At 38.0% G+C, this 17,887-nt stretch carries 17 protein-coding genes; 3 read left to right on the forward strand and 14 right to left on the reverse strand.

The genetic code is table 11. From position 1 onward, the window contains the following. Nucleotides 1–25 precede the first annotated feature (25 nt). Nucleotides 26–559 (reverse strand): RNA polymerase sigma factor, encoded by a 534-nt coding sequence (locus tag K7B07_RS10480; RefSeq protein WP_223709456.1) that lies wholly within the window; start codon nucleotides 557–559, stop codon nucleotides 26–28. 362 nt (nucleotides 560–921) lie between these two features. Between K7B07_RS10480 and K7B07_RS10485 the strand changes: the two genes are divergently transcribed. Then, nucleotides 922–1,371, forward strand: coding sequence for a MauE/DoxX family redox-associated membrane protein (locus K7B07_RS10485; RefSeq protein ID WP_223709458.1), 450 nt, complete (start codon nucleotides 922–924; stop codon nucleotides 1,369–1,371). 111 nt (nucleotides 1,372–1,482) lie between these two features. Next, nucleotides 1,483–1,755 (forward strand): hypothetical protein, encoded by a 273-nt coding sequence (locus K7B07_RS10490; RefSeq protein WP_223709459.1) that lies wholly within the window; start codon nucleotides 1,483–1,485, stop codon nucleotides 1,753–1,755. Nucleotides 1,756–1,817: 62 nt separating this feature from the next. On the opposite strand, the gene K7B07_RS10495 is transcribed toward K7B07_RS10490, so the two are convergent. Both K7B07_RS10495 and K7B07_RS10500 read right to left on the reverse strand, forming a co-directional pair. Next, nucleotides 1,818–3,230, reverse strand: coding sequence for a RagB/SusD family nutrient uptake outer membrane protein (locus K7B07_RS10495; RefSeq protein WP_223709460.1), 1,413 nt, complete (start codon nucleotides 3,228–3,230; stop codon nucleotides 1,818–1,820). 10 nt (nucleotides 3,231–3,240) lie between these two features. Then, nucleotides 3,241–6,270 (reverse strand): SusC/RagA family TonB-linked outer membrane protein, encoded by a 3,030-nt coding sequence (locus K7B07_RS10500; protein WP_223709461.1) that lies wholly within the window; start codon nucleotides 6,268–6,270, stop codon nucleotides 3,241–3,243. Nucleotides 6,271–6,854: 584 nt separating this feature from the next. Here K7B07_RS10500 and K7B07_RS10505 point away from each other — a divergent pair. Then, a complete protein-coding gene (locus tag K7B07_RS10505; RefSeq protein ID WP_223709462.1) occupies nucleotides 6,855–7,418 on the forward strand; it encodes a helix-turn-helix transcriptional regulator in 564 nt (187 codons plus the stop codon). Nucleotides 7,419–7,491: 73 nt separating this feature from the next. On the opposite strand, the gene K7B07_RS10510 is transcribed toward K7B07_RS10505, so the two are convergent. The 11 genes from K7B07_RS10510 to K7B07_RS10560 form a co-directional block, all read right to left on the reverse strand. Further along, nucleotides 7,492–8,430, reverse strand: coding sequence for a DUF5677 domain-containing protein (locus K7B07_RS10510; protein WP_223709463.1), 939 nt, complete (start codon nucleotides 8,428–8,430; stop codon nucleotides 7,492–7,494). Nucleotides 8,431–8,494: 64 nt separating this feature from the next. Continuing rightward, entirely contained in the window at nucleotides 8,495–9,172 is a 678-nt protein-coding gene (locus K7B07_RS10515; RefSeq protein ID WP_223709464.1) for a hypothetical protein, read from the reverse strand. 86 nt (nucleotides 9,173–9,258) lie between these two features. Beyond that, nucleotides 9,259–9,477: a hypothetical protein gene (locus tag K7B07_RS10520; RefSeq protein ID WP_223709466.1), complete on the reverse strand. Its 219-nt coding sequence runs from the start codon at nucleotides 9,475–9,477 to the stop codon at nucleotides 9,259–9,261. Nucleotides 9,478–9,634: 157 nt separating this feature from the next. Next, nucleotides 9,635–10,411 (reverse strand): hypothetical protein, encoded by a 777-nt coding sequence (locus K7B07_RS10525; protein WP_223709467.1) that lies wholly within the window; start codon nucleotides 10,409–10,411, stop codon nucleotides 9,635–9,637. A gap of 35 nt (nucleotides 10,412–10,446) precedes the next feature. Next, a complete protein-coding gene (locus K7B07_RS10530) occupies nucleotides 10,447–11,544 on the reverse strand; it encodes a hypothetical protein (RefSeq protein WP_223709469.1) in 1,098 nt (365 codons plus the stop codon). Between the two features lie 59 nt (nucleotides 11,545–11,603). Then, a complete protein-coding gene (locus tag K7B07_RS10535) occupies nucleotides 11,604–12,659 on the reverse strand; it encodes a hypothetical protein (RefSeq protein WP_223709471.1) in 1,056 nt (351 codons plus the stop codon). 53 nt (nucleotides 12,660–12,712) lie between these two features. Then, nucleotides 12,713–14,458 (reverse strand): DUF2326 domain-containing protein, encoded by a 1,746-nt coding sequence (locus tag K7B07_RS10540; RefSeq protein ID WP_223709473.1) that lies wholly within the window; start codon nucleotides 14,456–14,458, stop codon nucleotides 12,713–12,715. Next, complete coding sequence (locus K7B07_RS10545) at nucleotides 14,430–14,696, reverse strand: ABC-three component system middle component 6 (protein ID WP_223709474.1); 267 nt, start codon at nucleotides 14,694–14,696, stop codon at nucleotides 14,430–14,432. The genes K7B07_RS10540 and K7B07_RS10545 overlap by 29 nt, the downstream gene beginning before the upstream one ends. Then, on the reverse strand, nucleotides 14,693–15,652 hold the full coding sequence (locus K7B07_RS10550; RefSeq protein ID WP_223709476.1) for an ABC-three component system protein: 960 nt from the start codon (nucleotides 15,650–15,652) through the stop codon (nucleotides 14,693–14,695). The genes K7B07_RS10545 and K7B07_RS10550 overlap by 4 nt, the downstream gene beginning before the upstream one ends. Before the next feature lie 552 nt (nucleotides 15,653–16,204). Next, a complete protein-coding gene (locus K7B07_RS10555; RefSeq protein WP_223709477.1) occupies nucleotides 16,205–17,161 on the reverse strand; it encodes a nucleotidyl transferase AbiEii/AbiGii toxin family protein in 957 nt (318 codons plus the stop codon). 3 nt (nucleotides 17,162–17,164) lie between these two features. Next, entirely contained in the window at nucleotides 17,165–17,737 is a 573-nt protein-coding gene (locus K7B07_RS10560; protein WP_223709478.1) for a hypothetical protein, read from the reverse strand. Nucleotides 17,738–17,887 lie beyond the last annotated feature (150 nt).

A 17,887-nucleotide genomic window follows, 5' to 3' on the forward strand; every position in this document is an offset into this window, starting at 1 on the left:
TGTTCGCTTTTTAAAAGTGACAGTATTAAAATAAAAACAGGTGTAAATAATTGCTGACTATTTTCCGAATCGACTTCCGGGCAATTACCAGCTCATTTCTGATGGTATTGGGAGAACGCCCCAGCACCTCAGCGATTTTTTTTATGGACCAACGTTCTTCCGTACTCAGAATGTACACCCTCTTTTCTTTAGGGGGTAATTCTTCAATTGCAGCGGCAATGATATTCGTTAGTTCATCTAAGCTGATCTCATCATCCAATGCCCCTTTATTTTCTGTATCTTCCAGGTACTCTAATGGAACCGGTATATAATGAATCTCTTTCCTCAACCGGTCTACTGTTTTATTATAGGCCACCTTTAAAAGCCATGCTTTGGGATGCGCCATGAGCGATACTTTTTCCCGTTGCTCCCATAGTTCCAGGAATACATCCATTTGTATTTCTTCGGCCCAATACCGGTTATGCACTACACGAAAAATACGCGCCAACAGCTCATCGCCATAATTGTCAATAATCTGGTGCAGGGCGCTCTCATCTCCTAAGGCAAGACGTTTAAACATTTTGAAAAGGTTTAGCCACCAGGTACGCTGGTAATGATCAAAATATTTCAGTTATGGAAAGTAAACAGAGGTTTCGCCTGCAATCTTCTTAAAAAAAAGCTTTTCTTCAATTAGTCCATTTACTCCCTTTTATACGATTATATATGTAGAGGGTTATTCAAAAAGGAGGTAAATCACAGCACTACTAAGATAACAAAGATTTAAGCAAAAAAGTCATTTTAGTTAAAAAAATCGGGGGAAAAATAATCTCTCCCGGACAGGAAATCCTTAGCCAGAGCGGGATTCAGAAGTAATGATCTGGTGACAATATAACCTGAAGAGAATTGTGTGTTCACAAATTTGCAGTAAACAGTGATAGTTATATGAACATAAAAAAACACATAGAAGAGGTTATTTATTTAGTGGCAATGTTTTGTTTTTTTTATGAAGGATTATACCTGCTGGTTCGGGTGGAACATTTTGATCTTTGGCTAAAATATTTGCCATTCATGCATGGCGCTCATCGGCAGGTGAGTTATTTGCTCCCATTAACTGAAATGGCAGTAGCAATATTGATTATTTGGCCAAAAACACGTAATGCGGGATTAATATTGGGTCTTGTTGGATGTGTATGTTTTGTTGTGTATCTGTTATTAGTCCTGCTTTTTACAGACACATTTGTTTTGCCTTTTCATCGGTACTGGAAATTTATGAAATGGTTTCACAAAATGCTCATCATTGTAAGTATGAGCTGGATTTTATTCGGATTGCTTATTGTAAATAAGAACAGAGGTATTTTCAACGAAAAGTATAGAAAGATTGGTCACGTGTAGTATTTGCCCGGGTTTTATATAAAAATGCCTGCGCTTCCATTGCAGGACAGGACTAGCCCAAAACCTGTAGAAAAGAGTAGGCGATATTATTAACTAATAAAATGAACGCCTATGATACGGATTAAATCACTATTCGTAGCATGTGGATTGCTTGCAGTAACCGCAGTTGTTTTTGCTGGTAAACCCAGGTTTGTTTCAGGATTGTATGCTTATGACGGAAGCCAAACCGTTGAAATAGCTGGATCCTATAACACATCTAACCTGGTAACAACAGGAGGTACGGGAGTACAGCAGGCAAAGATCACAGACAGGAATGGAAATTCATTTGACCTTTACGCAGATGATATGCATTCCACTCCTCTTTATTCATCACCATCCTGGTAATTGAAATAACACAGGAGAAAAGAAAAGGGAAACAATCAATTTTTGTTTCCCTTTCTTTATATTTAATAACCTGCGTTTTGATCCAGGTTTGGCCCAGTTTGTAGCTCTGAGGAAGGTAGCGGGTACACTTGATCCGTTTCTTGCCAGGTGCTTGCTTTTATCGGACCCAGAATCTGGCTGGCGATCCCCCACCGTTTTAAATCAAACCACCTATGCCCCCACTCTGCAAAGAACTCAATCTGTTTTTCACGGTAAATGGCAGCAAGCATTTCCTCCTTTGTCTCTATCCGCTTATTATCAAGCCCCGCTCTTGCCCGAATCCGGTTAAGGTCTTCGAGCGCGCCATTCAAATTATTCTTTTCGGCTCTTGCTTCTGCACGAATCAACCATTGTTCGGCAAGTCGCAATGCAGTGTTACATTCTGTAAACGGAGTAGATGCGGATTGCGCTGCTTTTCCCAGTTTGTATTTATATGGATAGAGATAGGATTGAGATTGATAAGATGTTTGTCCTGTCCAGTCTCTTAGTCTTAAATCTCCCGTTTCAAACTGCGCCAGCAGTTCTGGTGTAATAACAAAATTGGGCGCTGAAGTTGCCTGCGATGGAAAAGGAATAAAATTGATTGCTTCCTGATTTGCAAAAAATGGAGATTGCTTCTTATTGGGCTGAATTTGCCAGATAGCTTCTTTGCTTGTGGTTAAAAAAACATCGTTCAGATTTGCCATTAATGAAAAGAGGCTTGTATTGTTTATTAAGTCCGTGGCCTCTGCTTCCGCATTTGCCCAGTCTTTCTGGTATAAATATACTCTTGCCAGGAGGGCTTTTGCAACCCACTTTGTGGGTTCAATACGTAACCCTCCTGCGTTATTATAATTATCTGGTAAATAGTTTTGTGCTTCAACAAGATCTTTAACAATTTGCGTATAAATATTCTCTGTAGACGTTCGGCCGAGCAAGCTGCTTTCCCTGTAGTTAATGGTTGTAACCAGTGGGATAGCTCCAAAATAATTCGTAAGGTAAAAATTGGTAAAAGCTCTTGCAAATAAGGCGTTGGCCTTCAGTCTGTTCTTTGTTGAATCACTAATGAGGGAACGCTCAAGACCAGCGATCACTGCATTGGCTTCATAAATCACGCTAAACGCAGGGCTCCAGAAGGAGGATAAAACCAAGCCATTAGACGCGTTAAGGCTATTCGTCTGAAATTGAACATAAGATTCCTGTGACGATGTAAAAAGCATGAGTTCATCTGCGCTTAACCCGCAAAAAACGGTAGAACCGGCATTTGCATAGTTAACCCCAGTGGATCCCATTTTATAGAACATCCCGGCAACGGCCGCCGTTGCATCGTCGGTGTTTTTAAAAACCTGGTCGGTTATTACAAAACCTGTGGAGGGCTTAATCTCTATTAGTTTTTTGCAACTGGTTAAGGAAATAATGGAGCAAAGAATTGCAATATATATGTAAAGTTTTTTCATGTTGGATCATTTAAAATTTTGCGGATATACCCAAGTTTACGACACGCAGCATAGGCATATTGCCAAAGCCTGGAATTTCCGGATCAATGCCTTTGTATCGGGTTAACAGAAATAAGTTTTGCCCCTGTATAAAAACAGAACAATTTTTAATCCCTTTGCCGTTAAACAATTTTTCGGGCAAAGTATAGCTAAGGGATAGGTTTTGAAGGCGTATAAAAGAAGCATCTGAATATACTGCATCTGATGAACCAAAGTTGCTGTAAGAGATATCGCTTCCAGGATTGGTGGTAAACCGGGCCACTGTAGTTATATCCCCCGGGGTTTGCCAGCGCTTCAACACGTCTGTAAGTTGATTGGAGATGCCGCCCGCTGCTTTTAATGAGAACAGATCATTTAACTGCCGCTGCTTTCTGAAGTAAAAGGTTAAGTTTATATTCCAGTTTCTAAAGTTCAGGTTGTTAATAAAGCTTCCGTCAAACTTCGGGCTTAAATCAATAATGTATCGATCATCGGCAGTTTTACCTCTGTAGTCGATGGTAATTTTGCCATCGCCGGTTTTATCTTCAAAAGTGTATAGACCGGTTTGTGGATCCACTCCAGTATTGTGCAATACTTTAACGATGTTTAAAGATTGACCAACTACATACAGCGATGCGTAGGGCGATTGACTGAGGTTGGGATATGCAATTAATTTATTCCTGTTGATACCTATTTGAAAGGAAGAAGCCCATTGCATTAGTTTCTTATTGATAATATTTCCCTTTAGCATAAACTCCCAGCCTGTGTTACGCACATTAGCCGGACTATTGGAGGTAACGCTTGTAAAACCGGTAAAAGCGGGTGTTGGAAAAGGTACGATCTGGTTATCACACCGGTTAGAATACCAGGATGCGGAAAACGAAATCGCATCTTTAAGAAAGCCCAGGTCCAGTGCTATCTCTGTCTTTTTATTTACCTGCCAGTGCAAGGTAGAATCCGTATGATTGTTGGGCAACAGCGGCTGTATATTGTTATAAAGAGCGTTAGCATAGGTCCACCGGCTTAAATACTGGTTATCGTAAGATGGATCGCTGCCGGTAAGCCCATAGCTGCCCCGCAGTTTTCCATAACTTATAAATGGCATACCGGTATGCATCCATTTTTCATCGGTAAAGATCCAGGCGCCACCGGCAGAACCGAAGTTTCCAAACCTGTGTCCTGGCCCAAACCTGCTGGAACCATCTCTTCTGAAATTAAAATTGAAAATGTACCGGTTTTTTAAAATATAGTTCAGCCTGCCAAAGGCAGCAACATATTTATATTGTACTTCTGTGTTGGAAGCGTAAATTGATGGAGCAGTACCAATATTATCCATTGTGCCATCTTTTACATAACCATAGCCGGACAAAACATTGGACTTGGTATTGTTGGTTTGCAACGAACCTCCAACCAGTGCGGTTAATTTTCCACTGCCTATAAACCTGCTGTATTCAACCTGCGGCTCTATAATATAGTTTTCAAAAAAGCTATTGCCCAGGTTAGCATTGCCGGTAGGGTTAGCATCCGGGTTTTGGGAGGCGATGGGTACCTGGGTAAACTGGTCTGTCCTTCCATTACTGTAACCAAGGTTTGCTTTTAAGGTAAGGCCCTGCACCAGCTGGTAACTAAGCTGTAGTCCATTATTTAAAATATAAGTGTTGCTGTTATAAGGCCGTAGGATGGTGCCAAAGTTGTACAGGTTAGCCAGTGGCCGCCAACCGATAAAGTTCAGTTTTCCTTCTTTATTATATACATCTGGTGCATTGGGCGGAATGGTTAAAACAGATGGAAGAAACCGCATATCGCTTAGCGTTTTTGAAAACAAGGACGTAAGCGAAAGCTTAAACCGGTTATTGACCGAGCTATGATTAATGTTTGCAGAAAGACCGGCTCTTTTATAAGACCCGGTAGATGCAGTAATGTCTGCCTGGTAATGGTAATTGGCTCCCACGCGAAATGAGGTAAACGCATTGCCTCCGGAAACACTTAATTCAGCATCTATTGTTTTGCCGTTGCCACCCCACAGGTATTTTTGCCAATCTGTGTACCGGGTAGTATCCCACTCGGTAAGGTCGGGTGCAGTATTAATATTTACCGCAAGACCATCGTTGGAAAGGGCTTCCCGCCGCATTGCCAGGTATTGTTCGGTATTCAGCATTTTATTAAACCGCGGTACCTGGCTGTAACCCGTGGTCAGCTTCACGTCAACATCTGTTTTGCCGTTCTTCCCTTTTTTAGTAGTGATGAGGATAACGCCATTTGCGCCTCGGCTGCCATAAAGCGCAGTAGCATCAGCATCTTTGAGGATTTCGACTGATTCTATATCCTGTGGGTTGATGTTGAAAAAAGGGCTTTGTCCATTGGCCGGGCTTTGAATGCCACTTTGTATGGCACCTTTGGAGCCGTACTGGTAGCTATCCTGCTGCATAAGGTCCAAAATGGTAAGCGGCACCCCATCTATAACATACAGTGGGTCACTGGTAAACTTATCGTTAATAGAATTGCGCCCGCGTATTTCTATTTTTACTGGCCCATTGGCATAGCCGCTGGTATTGGTAACTACTACACCGGGCACCATGCCCTGCAAGGCTTGCAGCGGGTTCATTACCGGTTGTTTGGCAATATCTTCACTGCGCACTACACCAATATTACCTGTGGCCAGGCGCTGGCTGGTAGTACCATAAGCTTGTACTACCACTTTATCCAGCTCGTTGGTGGCATCTTTAAGGACTATATTAAGCGGGTTATCTTTATTGGCCGTAACTGTTTGGGCTGCATAACCGATGTAACTAATGCGCAGTTTATCTTTTTCCCGCACTTCGTTTATAGTAAAAGCTCCGGAAGCATTTGTTACAGTACCTTTTCCGGTGCGCGTATTTGTTACGGAGGCTCCTGAAAGTGGCTCTCCGGCCGTATTACGAATGGTACCGGAAACCGTTAAAGCGGTATTGTTTTGGCTAAAAACAGTGTTTAGGTACATGCATAGGACAGCTGCTACAACAAGCGTTGTTATTTTTTTCATACTGCATCGCGTTTAAGAGTTAAAATAACTCTCATGGGCATTAACCCGGATGCAGTACGGAGCGGTGATATAGTGGCAGTGTAATGTTTAAGCGCCCCGGCAGCCGGGACGGCGATGGGCATGAGAACCCCACCGCCGTTTTAAACCACGGCTGCCGTTATTACACAGGTATTTTAGGCTTACAGGCAAAAAGAACCCTGTACGCTATTGCATTAGCAAGAATGAAATAATATGATGTTGTGGCGCTCATCCGTTTTGGGTCGGATGAGTCTCGTCATTTATGCGGATCGGAATAGGAAAAATATGGGCCTTCCCAACCTACAACTCTTAGTGACAGCCAAGGAAGTAGGAAAATTTTACGGCAAGGCCCATATCTATTCTATTGATGCAAATGTACACAATAGTAGACATGGGATACCTCACCGTCTCGCTTCCTTGGCTGTCATACTTCGAGTTACGAGACTCTTTCAGTTATATGTTAATACAACTACTTAATATCCGTTATTGTAAAAATAACTAATGAGAATCTCATTGCCAAATATTTTGAATAATTTTTAGGACAAAAATGTTTTTCCCTTTAATCTGTGAAAAAGGGAGAATCAAAAGAATACAAAGACTTCATTAGTAGTAGGGTTTCAGACCTATTAGAACATTCTGGTCTCGAAATTGAAGGCTTTTCTGAATATCTGCATATATCTACCAGTCACATGTACGCCCTTTTAAACGGAACAAGGGAGCTTACAGAAGAAATTGCCAATCGAATTGGCTCCGCATTTAATATAACCGGCGCAAACATTCTTCGGGCAAACTATAGAATTCCTAAGAAATTGGAAAAATCCAAAGAGCTGAATAATTTTTATGATAAAAATAAATCAGTAAAATCTTATTTCCGAAACACCAGACTTGAAAGAAAGGACTCGTATTTTATAGAGAGCGAAATACGTAATTCAAATTTACTAGATCAACCAACATACATTTGGGAACTGAAAGAGTATTGTGAATCCAAGGGAAGGAAGTATAGTAGCAAGCAGCTTTCTCAGATTCTAAACTATATGGTTATTAGAAAAATCCTTAAAAAGAGAAAAAAACCTCTGAAGCTGCGTGATGGTGAGTATGGGAATAGAATGGTTGATGTGTTTTATAAATAACTGGAGCTATGTGGGCACGACGGATGGTTTGCTAGCGGCGTTATTTTTAATAAATTATTAATCTTTTTTATACTCAATTAATTTTCATTCCGTAGCCATTATTGTCCTTCAGATATTGTTTTAACTCTGGATGAAGCCTCACCACCTCTTTATCGATATATTCCTGGATAAATGGCGCTACTTCATATTGACAGTTTTCCGGCGGCTCCTTCCCGCTATCCAGATAATCTATCATATCGGACGATGAAATTAAAGTAGCATCCACCATTATAATCAGTACCAAAAAGAAAGTTGTTATGTATGACGTTCGGATATAAACATTTTTTAAATAGGCATCCACATTTTCATCTCCTGGACGGATTATATTGATTGCTGAAAATTGCTGACCGTTGTTGTGAACGTAATTATTTAGCTTCTGTCGTAACTGTTCCCAATAATTCTGGAGATTGTAGGCGGCAAGTATTTCATTAATGCCGCTATGTTGTGCCAAAAAAATCATATAGTTTTCATAGCTCAATGTTCTTTTTTTTATCGCCCAGGGTAGTTCCGACACTTTATTGCTCAGCCAGGCAGCTACGGCTTTTTCATCATCAGTTAAATCGGGATTGATACGCATCTTTGAAAAGGATTCTAAAAGCTTGTCTGCATCGGTCAGGTCAACATCCTGCAGGTCTGTTTCAACAAACGGTTTACGCTGATCAATAACACGACGAATATAAACGAACATAACCAAGTCATCCCTTAATTTCCGTATCAGGGTATTGGCATCCGCAAAGCTGCCTATCGAACAACACAGTTTAATACTTTGTAAAGTCTGCACCGCATTATCAAGCAAACAGGTATTAAAATAGTGTATGCCATCATCCGTAAAAAATGAAATAATTCTGCCGTTATAATCTATTAAATTGGACAAGTCGTCTAAGAAAGCTGTACTCTTATCGAAATCCGCAACAAATTTTTTATAATTTTCGGTATCACCTATTTGCATTTCAGAGAAAAAATCAGATTCCATATTTTACATTCTTTATATATTTCAAGAGCCCAAGCTTACTTCTCAAATTCAACCAATAATTTAGTTACTCCTGTCTAAATAGCTTATATAGTTCTTCAAGAGGTTGTTCCCATTCATTCTTGAAATCGAGCCGATCGCGCTTTAGCATGTCGTTTGAATATACAGTTTTGAAATAGGTAATTTTGCTCGCTGTATCACGGTAGCCATAAGCCTGCCCTTCTTTAAATTGGAACTCTATTTTATCAACTTCGTCTGAGATTTTGTCGGTAACACGAACAGGGCCTAACATATCAGAAAACATTATTCCTTCAGAGCCTGCCTGAAAAGCCGGCTTTTCTGCATTTAGGATTCTTTGGGCAAATCTTTCGCAAAAATGTCCGGTATAAATCCTCACCCATTTATTCCAGCCCAAATTTCTAAAGAAACTATTCGGTGGAATGCCCCCATTTGAAGTGTCAACGGCAATTAAAATTAAACCATCGGTAGTTCTGTGAATCATTCCTATGCTGACATAAGGTTGTTCTTGAGTAGGCACTTTCTCACAATAAAAATTAAGTTTTGCACCTTTAAATTCTTCGTAAGTCTTTACCCATTTTTCCCTACTGATTTTTGCTTTCTTAAGCTTTTTCATTTTAACGGAAATCGCGCCCTTAGCTTTCGGCATGGCAATTTCAATAGATTCTCGAAAGAGTTCAGACACTTCACTTAGTGTTAATGTTTCAACCGCAATTCTATTGTTCATTTGATTTGATTGGTTATAGTAACAGCGTTGCTTTTTAATTGAGTTTCTACTCCGCTGTCTTCTGCTTATTATCTTCAACCCCTAATCTACTCATTAAATACCCAAAAGAGATCCTTACCCGCCTCGGGAGTAGAAGGGGCAAATTTTACTGGCTCTATTAACGGGTAAAAAATACAGGCTCCTTCAGCCAGTATAACCCAAAAACCAACATCGCCCCTGAACGCTCCAAAATCAGCACTTCTCGCGTCAGGATACGCCGCATAAATTTTCGTCAAGGGTTTGTCCTTATTTTCTATGAGATTCATACGCGTGGATTAGGTAAATAAAAATCAGCAGCAAGCCTTACCGTCAGGAGAAATTCAATTACTCTGTATAACTCATTTGAATTACATTTACCTAGTTCTCTATGGAATGAAGAAAATAAAGTGATATTATACATACAATTGATTATATGATGCGAGTTTAATAAAGAGTATTTATGATTTTCATTGCATTTTCATATGCAATTGTTTTATCAGTAAATTTCTTTTTGTAAAAATAAAAAAGGGCTATTTGTTGTCTGGGCAATTCTAAAAATATAAAATCATCCATGTGATGGAAAAAGTGAAAGGCATTATTAGTTGTCTTAAATACGATTAGAGAATTAATGGCCTTCAACTTACTTTTAAGCAAAAGACGTTTTTGCGATCGCCTAATTTCAGTTATTGTCTTTTTGGGTGAATAATCTACCAATTTTCTTAAGACAGACAAGGGGAAATCTGCCAAGTATGAGATATATCCCAAATTTTTCGATGCCCTAAATCTTCTCCGAGCATTCAGTATTTGAAATTTGTAATCAATTATTTCTAACCATAGAATAACGTTTTCGAGTTCTTCTACAGTAAATGGCTGCTTTTTAACATTTCTATTTTTGAAACTGGCCTGGACATACTTTTCTAAAGAATTTAAGATATCAGAATTGCATACGAGACACGCAGGAATAGTTGTTTTTATGTATGCTTGGTCGAGTCCATTAATATCAGTTGTGAAAAACTTGCTAGGTGCATTCTCAAAAACCCAGCGAGGTAATACGTGTTCCTTTGTCAAATTCTCTGACGATCCGCAAAACACGCATATATCTGGAATATTTTGCTTTTTTCCATCTCTGGATATATACTTTTTGTCAAGGCTTTCAATGATGCCTTTAGCATTATTTCTGAGTCCTACTCTTAATACCATCCCTTTGCGCTCAAACGTCATGCGTGAAAATAAATTTACTAGTGAGAGAAAAGATGCTATTCATACCTGATTCTAATCTTTAATCGTTTTTTGGACTGATTCCCCTCTTTGTTTCCAATTCGAGTGTTGAACTCCTGCAATGAAGTGATTGATGCTTGCGAAATTGTTTCCTGTTTTTTTATCAAACTTTTTAAAACGACAATCAAATTAACCGTTACGCCAAAGAGCTGTCGCAGTTGCGATACTCTACTATCAAATCTGTCTTCTTTCGAAACATTAATAGCCGTAAAAAGTCCATCTGTCTTTTTCAGCCAATTATTGGAACGCTTTGTCTCTTCAAAGTCAGAGAAACTTAATATATCAAATCTTCTACTAGCATTTTGAATTGGCCTTAACATCGTTTCTCCTATTGCGTTTTGCCAATCCCTATATATCCAGCAATACTCTCTGGAGATTTCACTAATTGATGCATATCTCAATTGCTGGATAGTTTCTTTACTAATAGAAGCTTGACTTGTTTTAGAGCAAATCAAATCTAATATTTCCCTGATTAGCTCCAATTGAATAGGCTCGTCAAGCTCGCTTACTGCTGCTTTTATATTTGTCGGGATATGCTTGAAAACAATTTCCTCTATTTTTACTCCAACCAAGGCTCGTTCACTATCTGGTAATTTAACTTGGTTAAGCTTATAAAGTTTTGAAAGCTCGTCAAGTATTGATACTTCTACATGTGAACCATCAGCCAATATTCTTTGAAAAGATTTAATCGCTATTTGAATAGTATTATGTTGTTTTATTTTGAACCCTGACAAATAGGACTGTTCCTTTTTTGCGGCTTCCAACCATCCTAATACTGCACATAGTCTGTATGTCGTGCTTTCAAACTTATATTTAAAAAAGCCATTTTCTGGTGCATTCGGCAATAAATAAACGCCCTTGAATTCCAGAATTTCTTTTAACCTCCAGGCAAGTTGTTCCAAAGAAAGAATCAAAGGGTTTGCATACTTTTTAATTGTGTCAGACTTCTCTTTTCTTTTTGCTTTTCTTTCGAAAAACTTGTTGATAAAAATAACGGCTATGGCTATTAAGGCGCTTAATATTGCTGCCAGCAATGTGGCTTGCGGTTGAGTTAGATTGTTTATGAAATTTTGCATTAAGTTATTGGGATTTTATTGTGCGATATTGGCAAGCGGAAGTGTGTCTTTTTTCAGGATTATTCAGATCGGGGTATAGGTAAGGTATGAGCCGACTCAATAATCTCTCTTAAAGCCAGTGGATATAAGCGGTTATAAAAATCGGGGTTCACTAGCCAGTTGTCAGAAACATATACCATTGAGTGGCAAATAAATTGTACTATTTCAATTGCAGAAAAGCAACCAAGTGTTTCTTTCAGGAGTTTGAAATGACTTGAAGCAACTGAGAAAACTACAATTGTGCTATTCTTAAATGGATGCACAATATAATTAACAGGATGTTTAAAATATTTCCTTTTGTACTTTATGGTTAATTCTCCATTATAGGAGAGAAATATGGGGATCGAGCTGCTTAGTTCTACAACATACGATCTAATGTTTTTGTCCTTATTATGTTTTATATCTTCCCATATTTGGTTTTTAAATTTTGAAATACGGAAAATTTCCTTTTTTCGATCTTTTAAATCTTTTTGATAGTGCTCCTGTATTAGATCAGGGAACCACATCTTTTCCAAATCAATACCCAAATCTGCGAAGACTTCCGAATATTTATTTCCAAATATGTTTTCAAACTTACTATGCTTCTTTTCAACTGCACGATTCATGGCTGTCACTGTTTTTTTGACAGCTACATCCCAAAAAACCTGATGATAGCAAACATTTTTATAAATCAAGAAACGCAACTCTTGCTCAAATTCGATAGATTCTTTCCTTTCGTACTCAAATAAGTTTTCATGCTCTTTACAAAAACCAGGAAAAGTAAAGGCCCTGTTTACCCCTACTTCCATTAATTCAACTTTAATTTTCTTTAAGTCAACATTAGGGGCTATCAAATGACCAGCACTCGCAATTTTTCTTAATATAGATTCTTGGAACAGATGGGACATGACCGCTTTTTTCCGACAGTATTTTACTGAGCACTTGCGGGTATCATTTACTCTGTGCAAATTGATACTGTTACTGAATACCAGAGCTTTGATTTCCGAAGAAGAGAAGGTAATTGAGTTGTAATCGTTATAGGCTGAGTTAATAAGCTCATTAAAAAAGTAAGCGAAATCGTTTTCCTCATTCTTCATAACGTTTAAGTAGTTTGTTTACGCTTTTAGACTAATAAAGCAGATGAGAATTATTATTCCTTATCATAATCTAAATCTATCTTGATTCCCAGCAGCTTTGATTCTTCGGATTCATCAGTAAGCTCCAGAATAATATTGTCAGAAATAATCCTGTTATATTCTTCTTCACCCATTTCAATTTTTACAGAATCGAGCGTATTTTGATTGGCTGAAATGATATATTGAAGATTATTTTCTATTGTCTTTTTATTCGCTACATTAAAGAGTGAGGCTTGTTGCCTGGAATCTATTTCTGATAACAGACGGCTATCATGAAAAATAAACTCCATTTTGTGATGATGTTTTGCAAGTAGCAGGGTCCAATCAAAGCAAAAGATTTTGACGTCATTAACCCCGTCTCCTTTATCATCATCAATTTTTGCTCTTATTTCAAATCTATTTTTATTTACCCCTTCATTGCTTTTAACCTCAATTCCCGCCCTTTTATGCTCGTAGAACTCTTCTGCCAGGGATTTGAAGATTAGAATATTGTTCTCAAGTAAAAGGCGGTTGCTTTCCAGGTAGTTCGAGGTTTTGGTATTTTCTAAACTAAACTCTCTTTTTAACTCTTCCGACTTGGTTTTATACTCTTGCTTTAGTTGACGATACTTTTCAATACTGTCAAGCTTTATTTTTAGTTCTTTCAACTGATCGTTCATCTTAGTAAACTCATCTAAAGCACTTTTACTATTCAAATATTCAAGTCTGGCATCTTTCAGCTTCCCCAATCGCTTAGAGTTCGCGACTATTTCAGAAAGTTTTTTCTCGAAACTCAATTTTTCTTTCAATAAACGTTGGGATCTATTATCCAGTATTTTTTTATTAAACCCCTCAACATCGGCCAACTGTTTTATAACAGCATCTGGCAGGCTGACCATTGCCTCTTTGTACAACTGTTCGATACGCTTCTTGGGAATATCGGGGGTGATATTTAAACTTTTTTCAATATTGGAAAGTGCTATTTTAATGGTTGCCGCTTTATTATCAAGTGCTTTAATTTGCAATTTTAATTCATCGGCCTCTCTCACTACTTCGTGATAATCTTCTGCTACCTCAAATTTTGATAGGGCTTGTTCAAGCTTTTGAGTTTTCACTTTTAAATCGACTACATCAATTTCAAAGTCATCATCTTCATTCTGTTCAAAAAAAGACTTTATAATCGTATCTTTTTCAAATGCTCTCCGCATGTCCTCAATCTTATCAAACTCATCTTTTAAGTTAAATTTCTTAAAAACAAGTGAAACATCAAGTCCTAACAGAAAGGCATTGTTAATAACCTTTTGAAATTCTTGCTCTTCAGGAATAAAATTGTCGAAGGAGTTGTAGCTGGCTTTTCGAGGGCGAAGGAACCGTGGTAACAATGAACGAAAGGTCAGGTACTTTGTATTCTCTGGAATTTCGAAAACCCTTGAAGAAAGAAAGTCTGTATATTCTTTGAGCGTTTTCTCTTCATTATTTAAATAAATTATTCCTTGATTATTACACTTGCGTGTAGCGGTAAATAAAATATCACTAAGTTCGAACTGCAATGTAAATTCCCAGTCATTCAGTTTTGCTTCAAACTCAGGGTTCTTTTGCGAGCCCAAGCAAAAATTAATTAAGGCAATAGACAATGATTTCCCAACGCTATTGTAAGTGTCCTTTTTATTTTTTGTATAGTCATTGTTATGCCTTTTCCCCACAATAAGGGAAAGGCCTATCCTGTTAAATTCAATTGTTTTGAACCCAGGATTATTTGCTGATAGTTTTATTAACCGCATTATAAATTAGTCCTTCAGAATTAATATCAATAGCTCCAATAATAAATAAATAATTTAAAGCTAAAACAACATTGTCAAAACCATGATACGAAAAAGCCTTTTTTGTTTCATTTTGCTTGCCAACTTTAAACCAAAGCTGATCAACCGATTTGGGCCCATCATTTAGGTATTTCAAAAGGTATGCTCCCAGCCCAATTAAAGATTCTGATATTCTAATATGCTTTGATGGTAGAATCATTGAAACAAAGTTTGTTGTTGTTTTAGAGGAGGCTCTTCAAAAATATCACAATAGCTAAAAAAGTAAGCCATTAGAACAAACACAGCATCCTGGTAAACCTTCCCTTGTTTAGGATAAGCCTTTTTTGCAATATCAAAAAAGATTAAATCATTTTTACTATCTGAATCTGGGATTTCCTGTATAGCGTCTTTATATAATTTCGAAAATGTATTCTTGAGATCATCCTTAGCAAAGGTGCTGTTTACTTTAAAAAAATCTTTAAGAGCTCCATCTTGATAAGAACCATAACGCAGAAATGTTGCTGCCGGTGAGCTCAGGGAATTAAATACTATTTTTTCTTCAAAGTCTGGATTTACTGGGAAAGTCTCGGGTGATACGCCGTCTTTTAAACTTATTAAGTACTCGATAACTTCATTAAGATTTGATACATTTAAGTTTATATCTTCTGCTGTGGGGATTTTACCAAGTACATCTTCAATATTATTGTGCGGTAATTTTAAAAAGATATCTTCTAAATGTTGACTTAAAAATGGCTTGCATTTTACGCCGACATGATTTTCTTCTATTTTTGTTAATTCCGGATGTAAGGAGGGATATGTGCCTTGATACTTATCATTTAATACAAAATTAAATTCTAAAATTGGCGTTACTGTGGCATTCCAGTATGCGTATAGGCCATTGAAATCGGTCACAAGCTTTTCAATCGTATCCTTTTCTTTGTGTGAAAGATTTTCCGGAGCATATACTTGATAATACTGCCCTGTCGATTTGATAAATCCATCATTTTTTCTATCACCAAATTGCCCCTGTGGTTTAATTTGAATGAAATCAATATTATGCAGCCGCATTATTTTTGAGAAGAAGTCTTCATAACTTTGCCCATTTCTTTTGTAAATCTCCAATTGAAATAGCTTTCGAGCAATATATAGATCATCAGCAGTTAGGATTACAAACATTGCAGTTAATTTAGAATATATAAAATTTAAACATACGCCAATTCTTTCTTTACCTCCATTACACTGGCATTTCTTAAATATTCATTTACCGACACAGTTAAATTTGGGGCCAGTTGATCGCCTCCTGTGAAAATTTTAATATGAATAGCCAGCTTGCTATCACTTCTCATCAATCAACAAGAGACATAACACTACTAAAATACTTAGTTTTAATGAAAACCAGCGTGACAAGTCATTCATTCTTGTATTTTATTTTTTAAACCGCTGTATATACTCTTCCTCCTGCTCAAAGGCATTACACTGCCCTTAAATGTAACTCCATATTATCTAAATCCTCACCATGTACCGTGCTCGCATCCAGTCAGTCGATCCGATAAACCGTAGGGATAATTATTTTTGACATATTTTTTGCCGTAAGCTTGTCATTCTCACATTAAGAGTTGATTATAAATAGGTTATATAAATAAACGGCAAACTCCGTTGCAACCGATTCTTCCCATTCAAATGTAAAATGGCATTAGGCTGGACTTGTAGTTCTCAGCTTATAGCGATTTACATAAGATGTATGTAATTGGCAATGCGCTCTAAAATTTCTGAAAGAGAAGGCTGGCCTTTGTAGTAAAGATCCTGGGAAGATTGGTACCGCAGTTCAAGGCTGGCCCGGATCAGGGTATTGGTAAGCAAAAATGCTTCGTTTTCTTTGGCCGGTATTTCCAGGTCAGGCTTTGGAAACCGCCTTTTTTTGTGTTCCTGGTATGCATCTGTTCCCAAAAAATCAATTACAGACTGCTGGCCCAGTAAGCAATAAATGTCATAATACTGCCGCATGTAGTTGTTGCTGGCTTTCCCGGTTGCTTGTTCTACCCGGTATTTGGTGGCAATGGTCTGCAACTTTTCAACAAAGGTGTATCGTGGGTCGTAGCAAATGATTTCCTTTGCCCGGTTGTCCTTCATGGGAAAGGCTGCCAGGCTTTTAGCCTTTTCATAGGCCCAGGATGTTATTGTTACCGGTTTGTTGGGCATTACGGTATCATACCCGGCTTCCAGTAAAATGCCATCTTTAATGCCCTGGCGGGTTGCCGTCAACTGGTGATAAAACAATCGGATACCGCCACTATTATAGTTTTTTGTATTGTCGTATTCGGTGTCGCGCGTTACCTTAATTATTCCAGGTATGTTTATTTCTGTTGCCAGTTGGTCGTAATACTCCTTTTTCTTTTGAGAATTAGCTGGTTTATCGTTTTTTGGATTTTCGTTGATGCCTAATACTGCTGGCGGATCAATATGGATATCTATATCTTCAGAAAAGCGGTCAATGATTCCATACGCTTTGGATAAAGAGGTTCCTCCTTTCAACTGAAAGCTATATCCCTGTTTTTTTAGCCCGTACAGGCTGTGCATTATCCAGTAATCTTTTTCAATAAGTGTATCCAGTATTCCGCTTTCATCCTGTAGTATCCGGAGCAGGTCACCAAAATCATTATGTTCGTGCAGGTATATTTCTTTCATAGCTTATGCCAACAAAGGATTAAAAAATTTGACGGTAGCAACCTTTCCAAACCGGTTCACCAATGCTTTAAGCCGGCGCGCATCCATGCCTTTTGTTTTTTCTTTTACTTTCTCCAGCACAACATCACGATCCTCTGCCAGTTCGTTTATGTTATTTACAAGGTCCACCAACAGAAACTCATCTGTTACTTTCAGCGGTACATAAGGCTTGCGAACAAAATTAAAAACACGGTTTCCCAATTTAAATTGCCCATGACGTTTCGTATTATATACCCTTTTAGCATTGTATAGTTGAGTGGTTCCCACACCCAGGGTATTGTAGTCGTTATAGGAGGTAAGAAGAAAGTTTGTATCTTTTAAAAAGGACGTTATCAGCTCTTTATCATTGGCCGGTGCTTTGCCAAACACGGTCTGTTTAGGCACATAATAAAGTCCTCCGGAAAGTTTTTCCAGGGTTCCGTCTGTTACCAGTTGTTGCAAATGCCGGTCTACAGATTTAGACCATTTCTCTAAATCCCGCCGCCGGTATACCTCACCCGGCCTTAAATTTCTTTTTAAAGCCTGTAACTTACTCATAATGCAAAGGTACAAATAAAGGAAAATGTATGAAAAATAATTAAAAATTCATGCAAATATTGTCATATAAAATTTATTCTCAGTGTGTTATATTATATTCAATAAATGTCAATAAGCAGGCAGTTACTCAAAAGCCTAATTTGGAAGGGA

This window comes from Niabella beijingensis, from assembly GCF_020034665.1.
In the GTDB taxonomy this organism is placed as follows: Bacteria; Bacteroidota; Bacteroidia; order Chitinophagales; family Chitinophagaceae; genus Niabella; species Niabella beijingensis.

What these genes read in the sequence shown, in the direction of transcription:
- K7B07_RS10485 (WP_223709458.1), top strand. Translation starts at nt 922, where the DNA reads ATGAACATAAAAAAACACATAGAAGAGGTTATTTATTTAGTGGCAATG.
- K7B07_RS10525 (WP_223709467.1), bottom strand. Translation starts at nt 10,411, where the DNA reads ATGACGTTTGAGCGCAAAGGGATGGTATTAAGAGTAGGACTCAGAAAT.
- K7B07_RS10515 (WP_223709464.1), bottom strand. Translation starts at nt 9,172, where the DNA reads ATGAACAATAGAATTGCGGTTGAAACATTAACACTAAGTGAAGTGTCT.
- K7B07_RS10490 (WP_223709459.1), top strand. Translation starts at nt 1,483, where the DNA reads ATGATACGGATTAAATCACTATTCGTAGCATGTGGATTGCTTGCAGTA.
- K7B07_RS10560 (WP_223709478.1), bottom strand. Translation starts at nt 17,737, where the DNA reads ATGAGTAAGTTACAGGCTTTAAAAAGAAATTTAAGGCCGGGTGAGGTA.
- K7B07_RS10535 (WP_223709471.1), bottom strand. Translation starts at nt 12,659, where the DNA reads ATGAAGAATGAGGAAAACGATTTCGCTTACTTTTTTAATGAGCTTATT.
- K7B07_RS10520 (WP_223709466.1), bottom strand. Translation starts at nt 9,477, where the DNA reads ATGAATCTCATAGAAAATAAGGACAAACCCTTGACGAAAATTTATGCG.
- K7B07_RS10550 (WP_223709476.1), bottom strand. Translation starts at nt 15,652, where the DNA reads ATGTTTGTAATCCTAACTGCTGATGATCTATATATTGCTCGAAAGCTA.
- K7B07_RS10510 (WP_223709463.1), bottom strand. Translation starts at nt 8,430, where the DNA reads ATGGAATCTGATTTTTTCTCTGAAATGCAAATAGGTGATACCGAAAAT.
- K7B07_RS10480 (WP_223709456.1), bottom strand. Translation starts at nt 559, where the DNA reads ATGTTTAAACGTCTTGCCTTAGGAGATGAGAGCGCCCTGCACCAGATT.
- K7B07_RS10495 (WP_223709460.1), bottom strand. Translation starts at nt 3,230, where the DNA reads ATGAAAAAACTTTACATATATATTGCAATTCTTTGCTCCATTATTTCC.
- K7B07_RS10555 (WP_223709477.1), bottom strand. Translation starts at nt 17,161, where the DNA reads ATGAAAGAAATATACCTGCACGAACATAATGATTTTGGTGACCTGCTC.
- K7B07_RS10530 (WP_223709469.1), bottom strand. Translation starts at nt 11,544, where the DNA reads ATGCAAAATTTCATAAACAATCTAACTCAACCGCAAGCCACATTGCTG.
- K7B07_RS10540 (WP_223709473.1), bottom strand. Translation starts at nt 14,458, where the DNA reads ATGCGGTTAATAAAACTATCAGCAAATAATCCTGGGTTCAAAACAATT.
- K7B07_RS10500 (WP_223709461.1), bottom strand. Translation starts at nt 6,270, where the DNA reads ATGAAAAAAATAACAACGCTTGTTGTAGCAGCTGTCCTATGCATGTAC.
- K7B07_RS10545 (WP_223709474.1), bottom strand. Translation starts at nt 14,696, where the DNA reads ATGATTCTACCATCAAAGCATATTAGAATATCAGAATCTTTAATTGGG.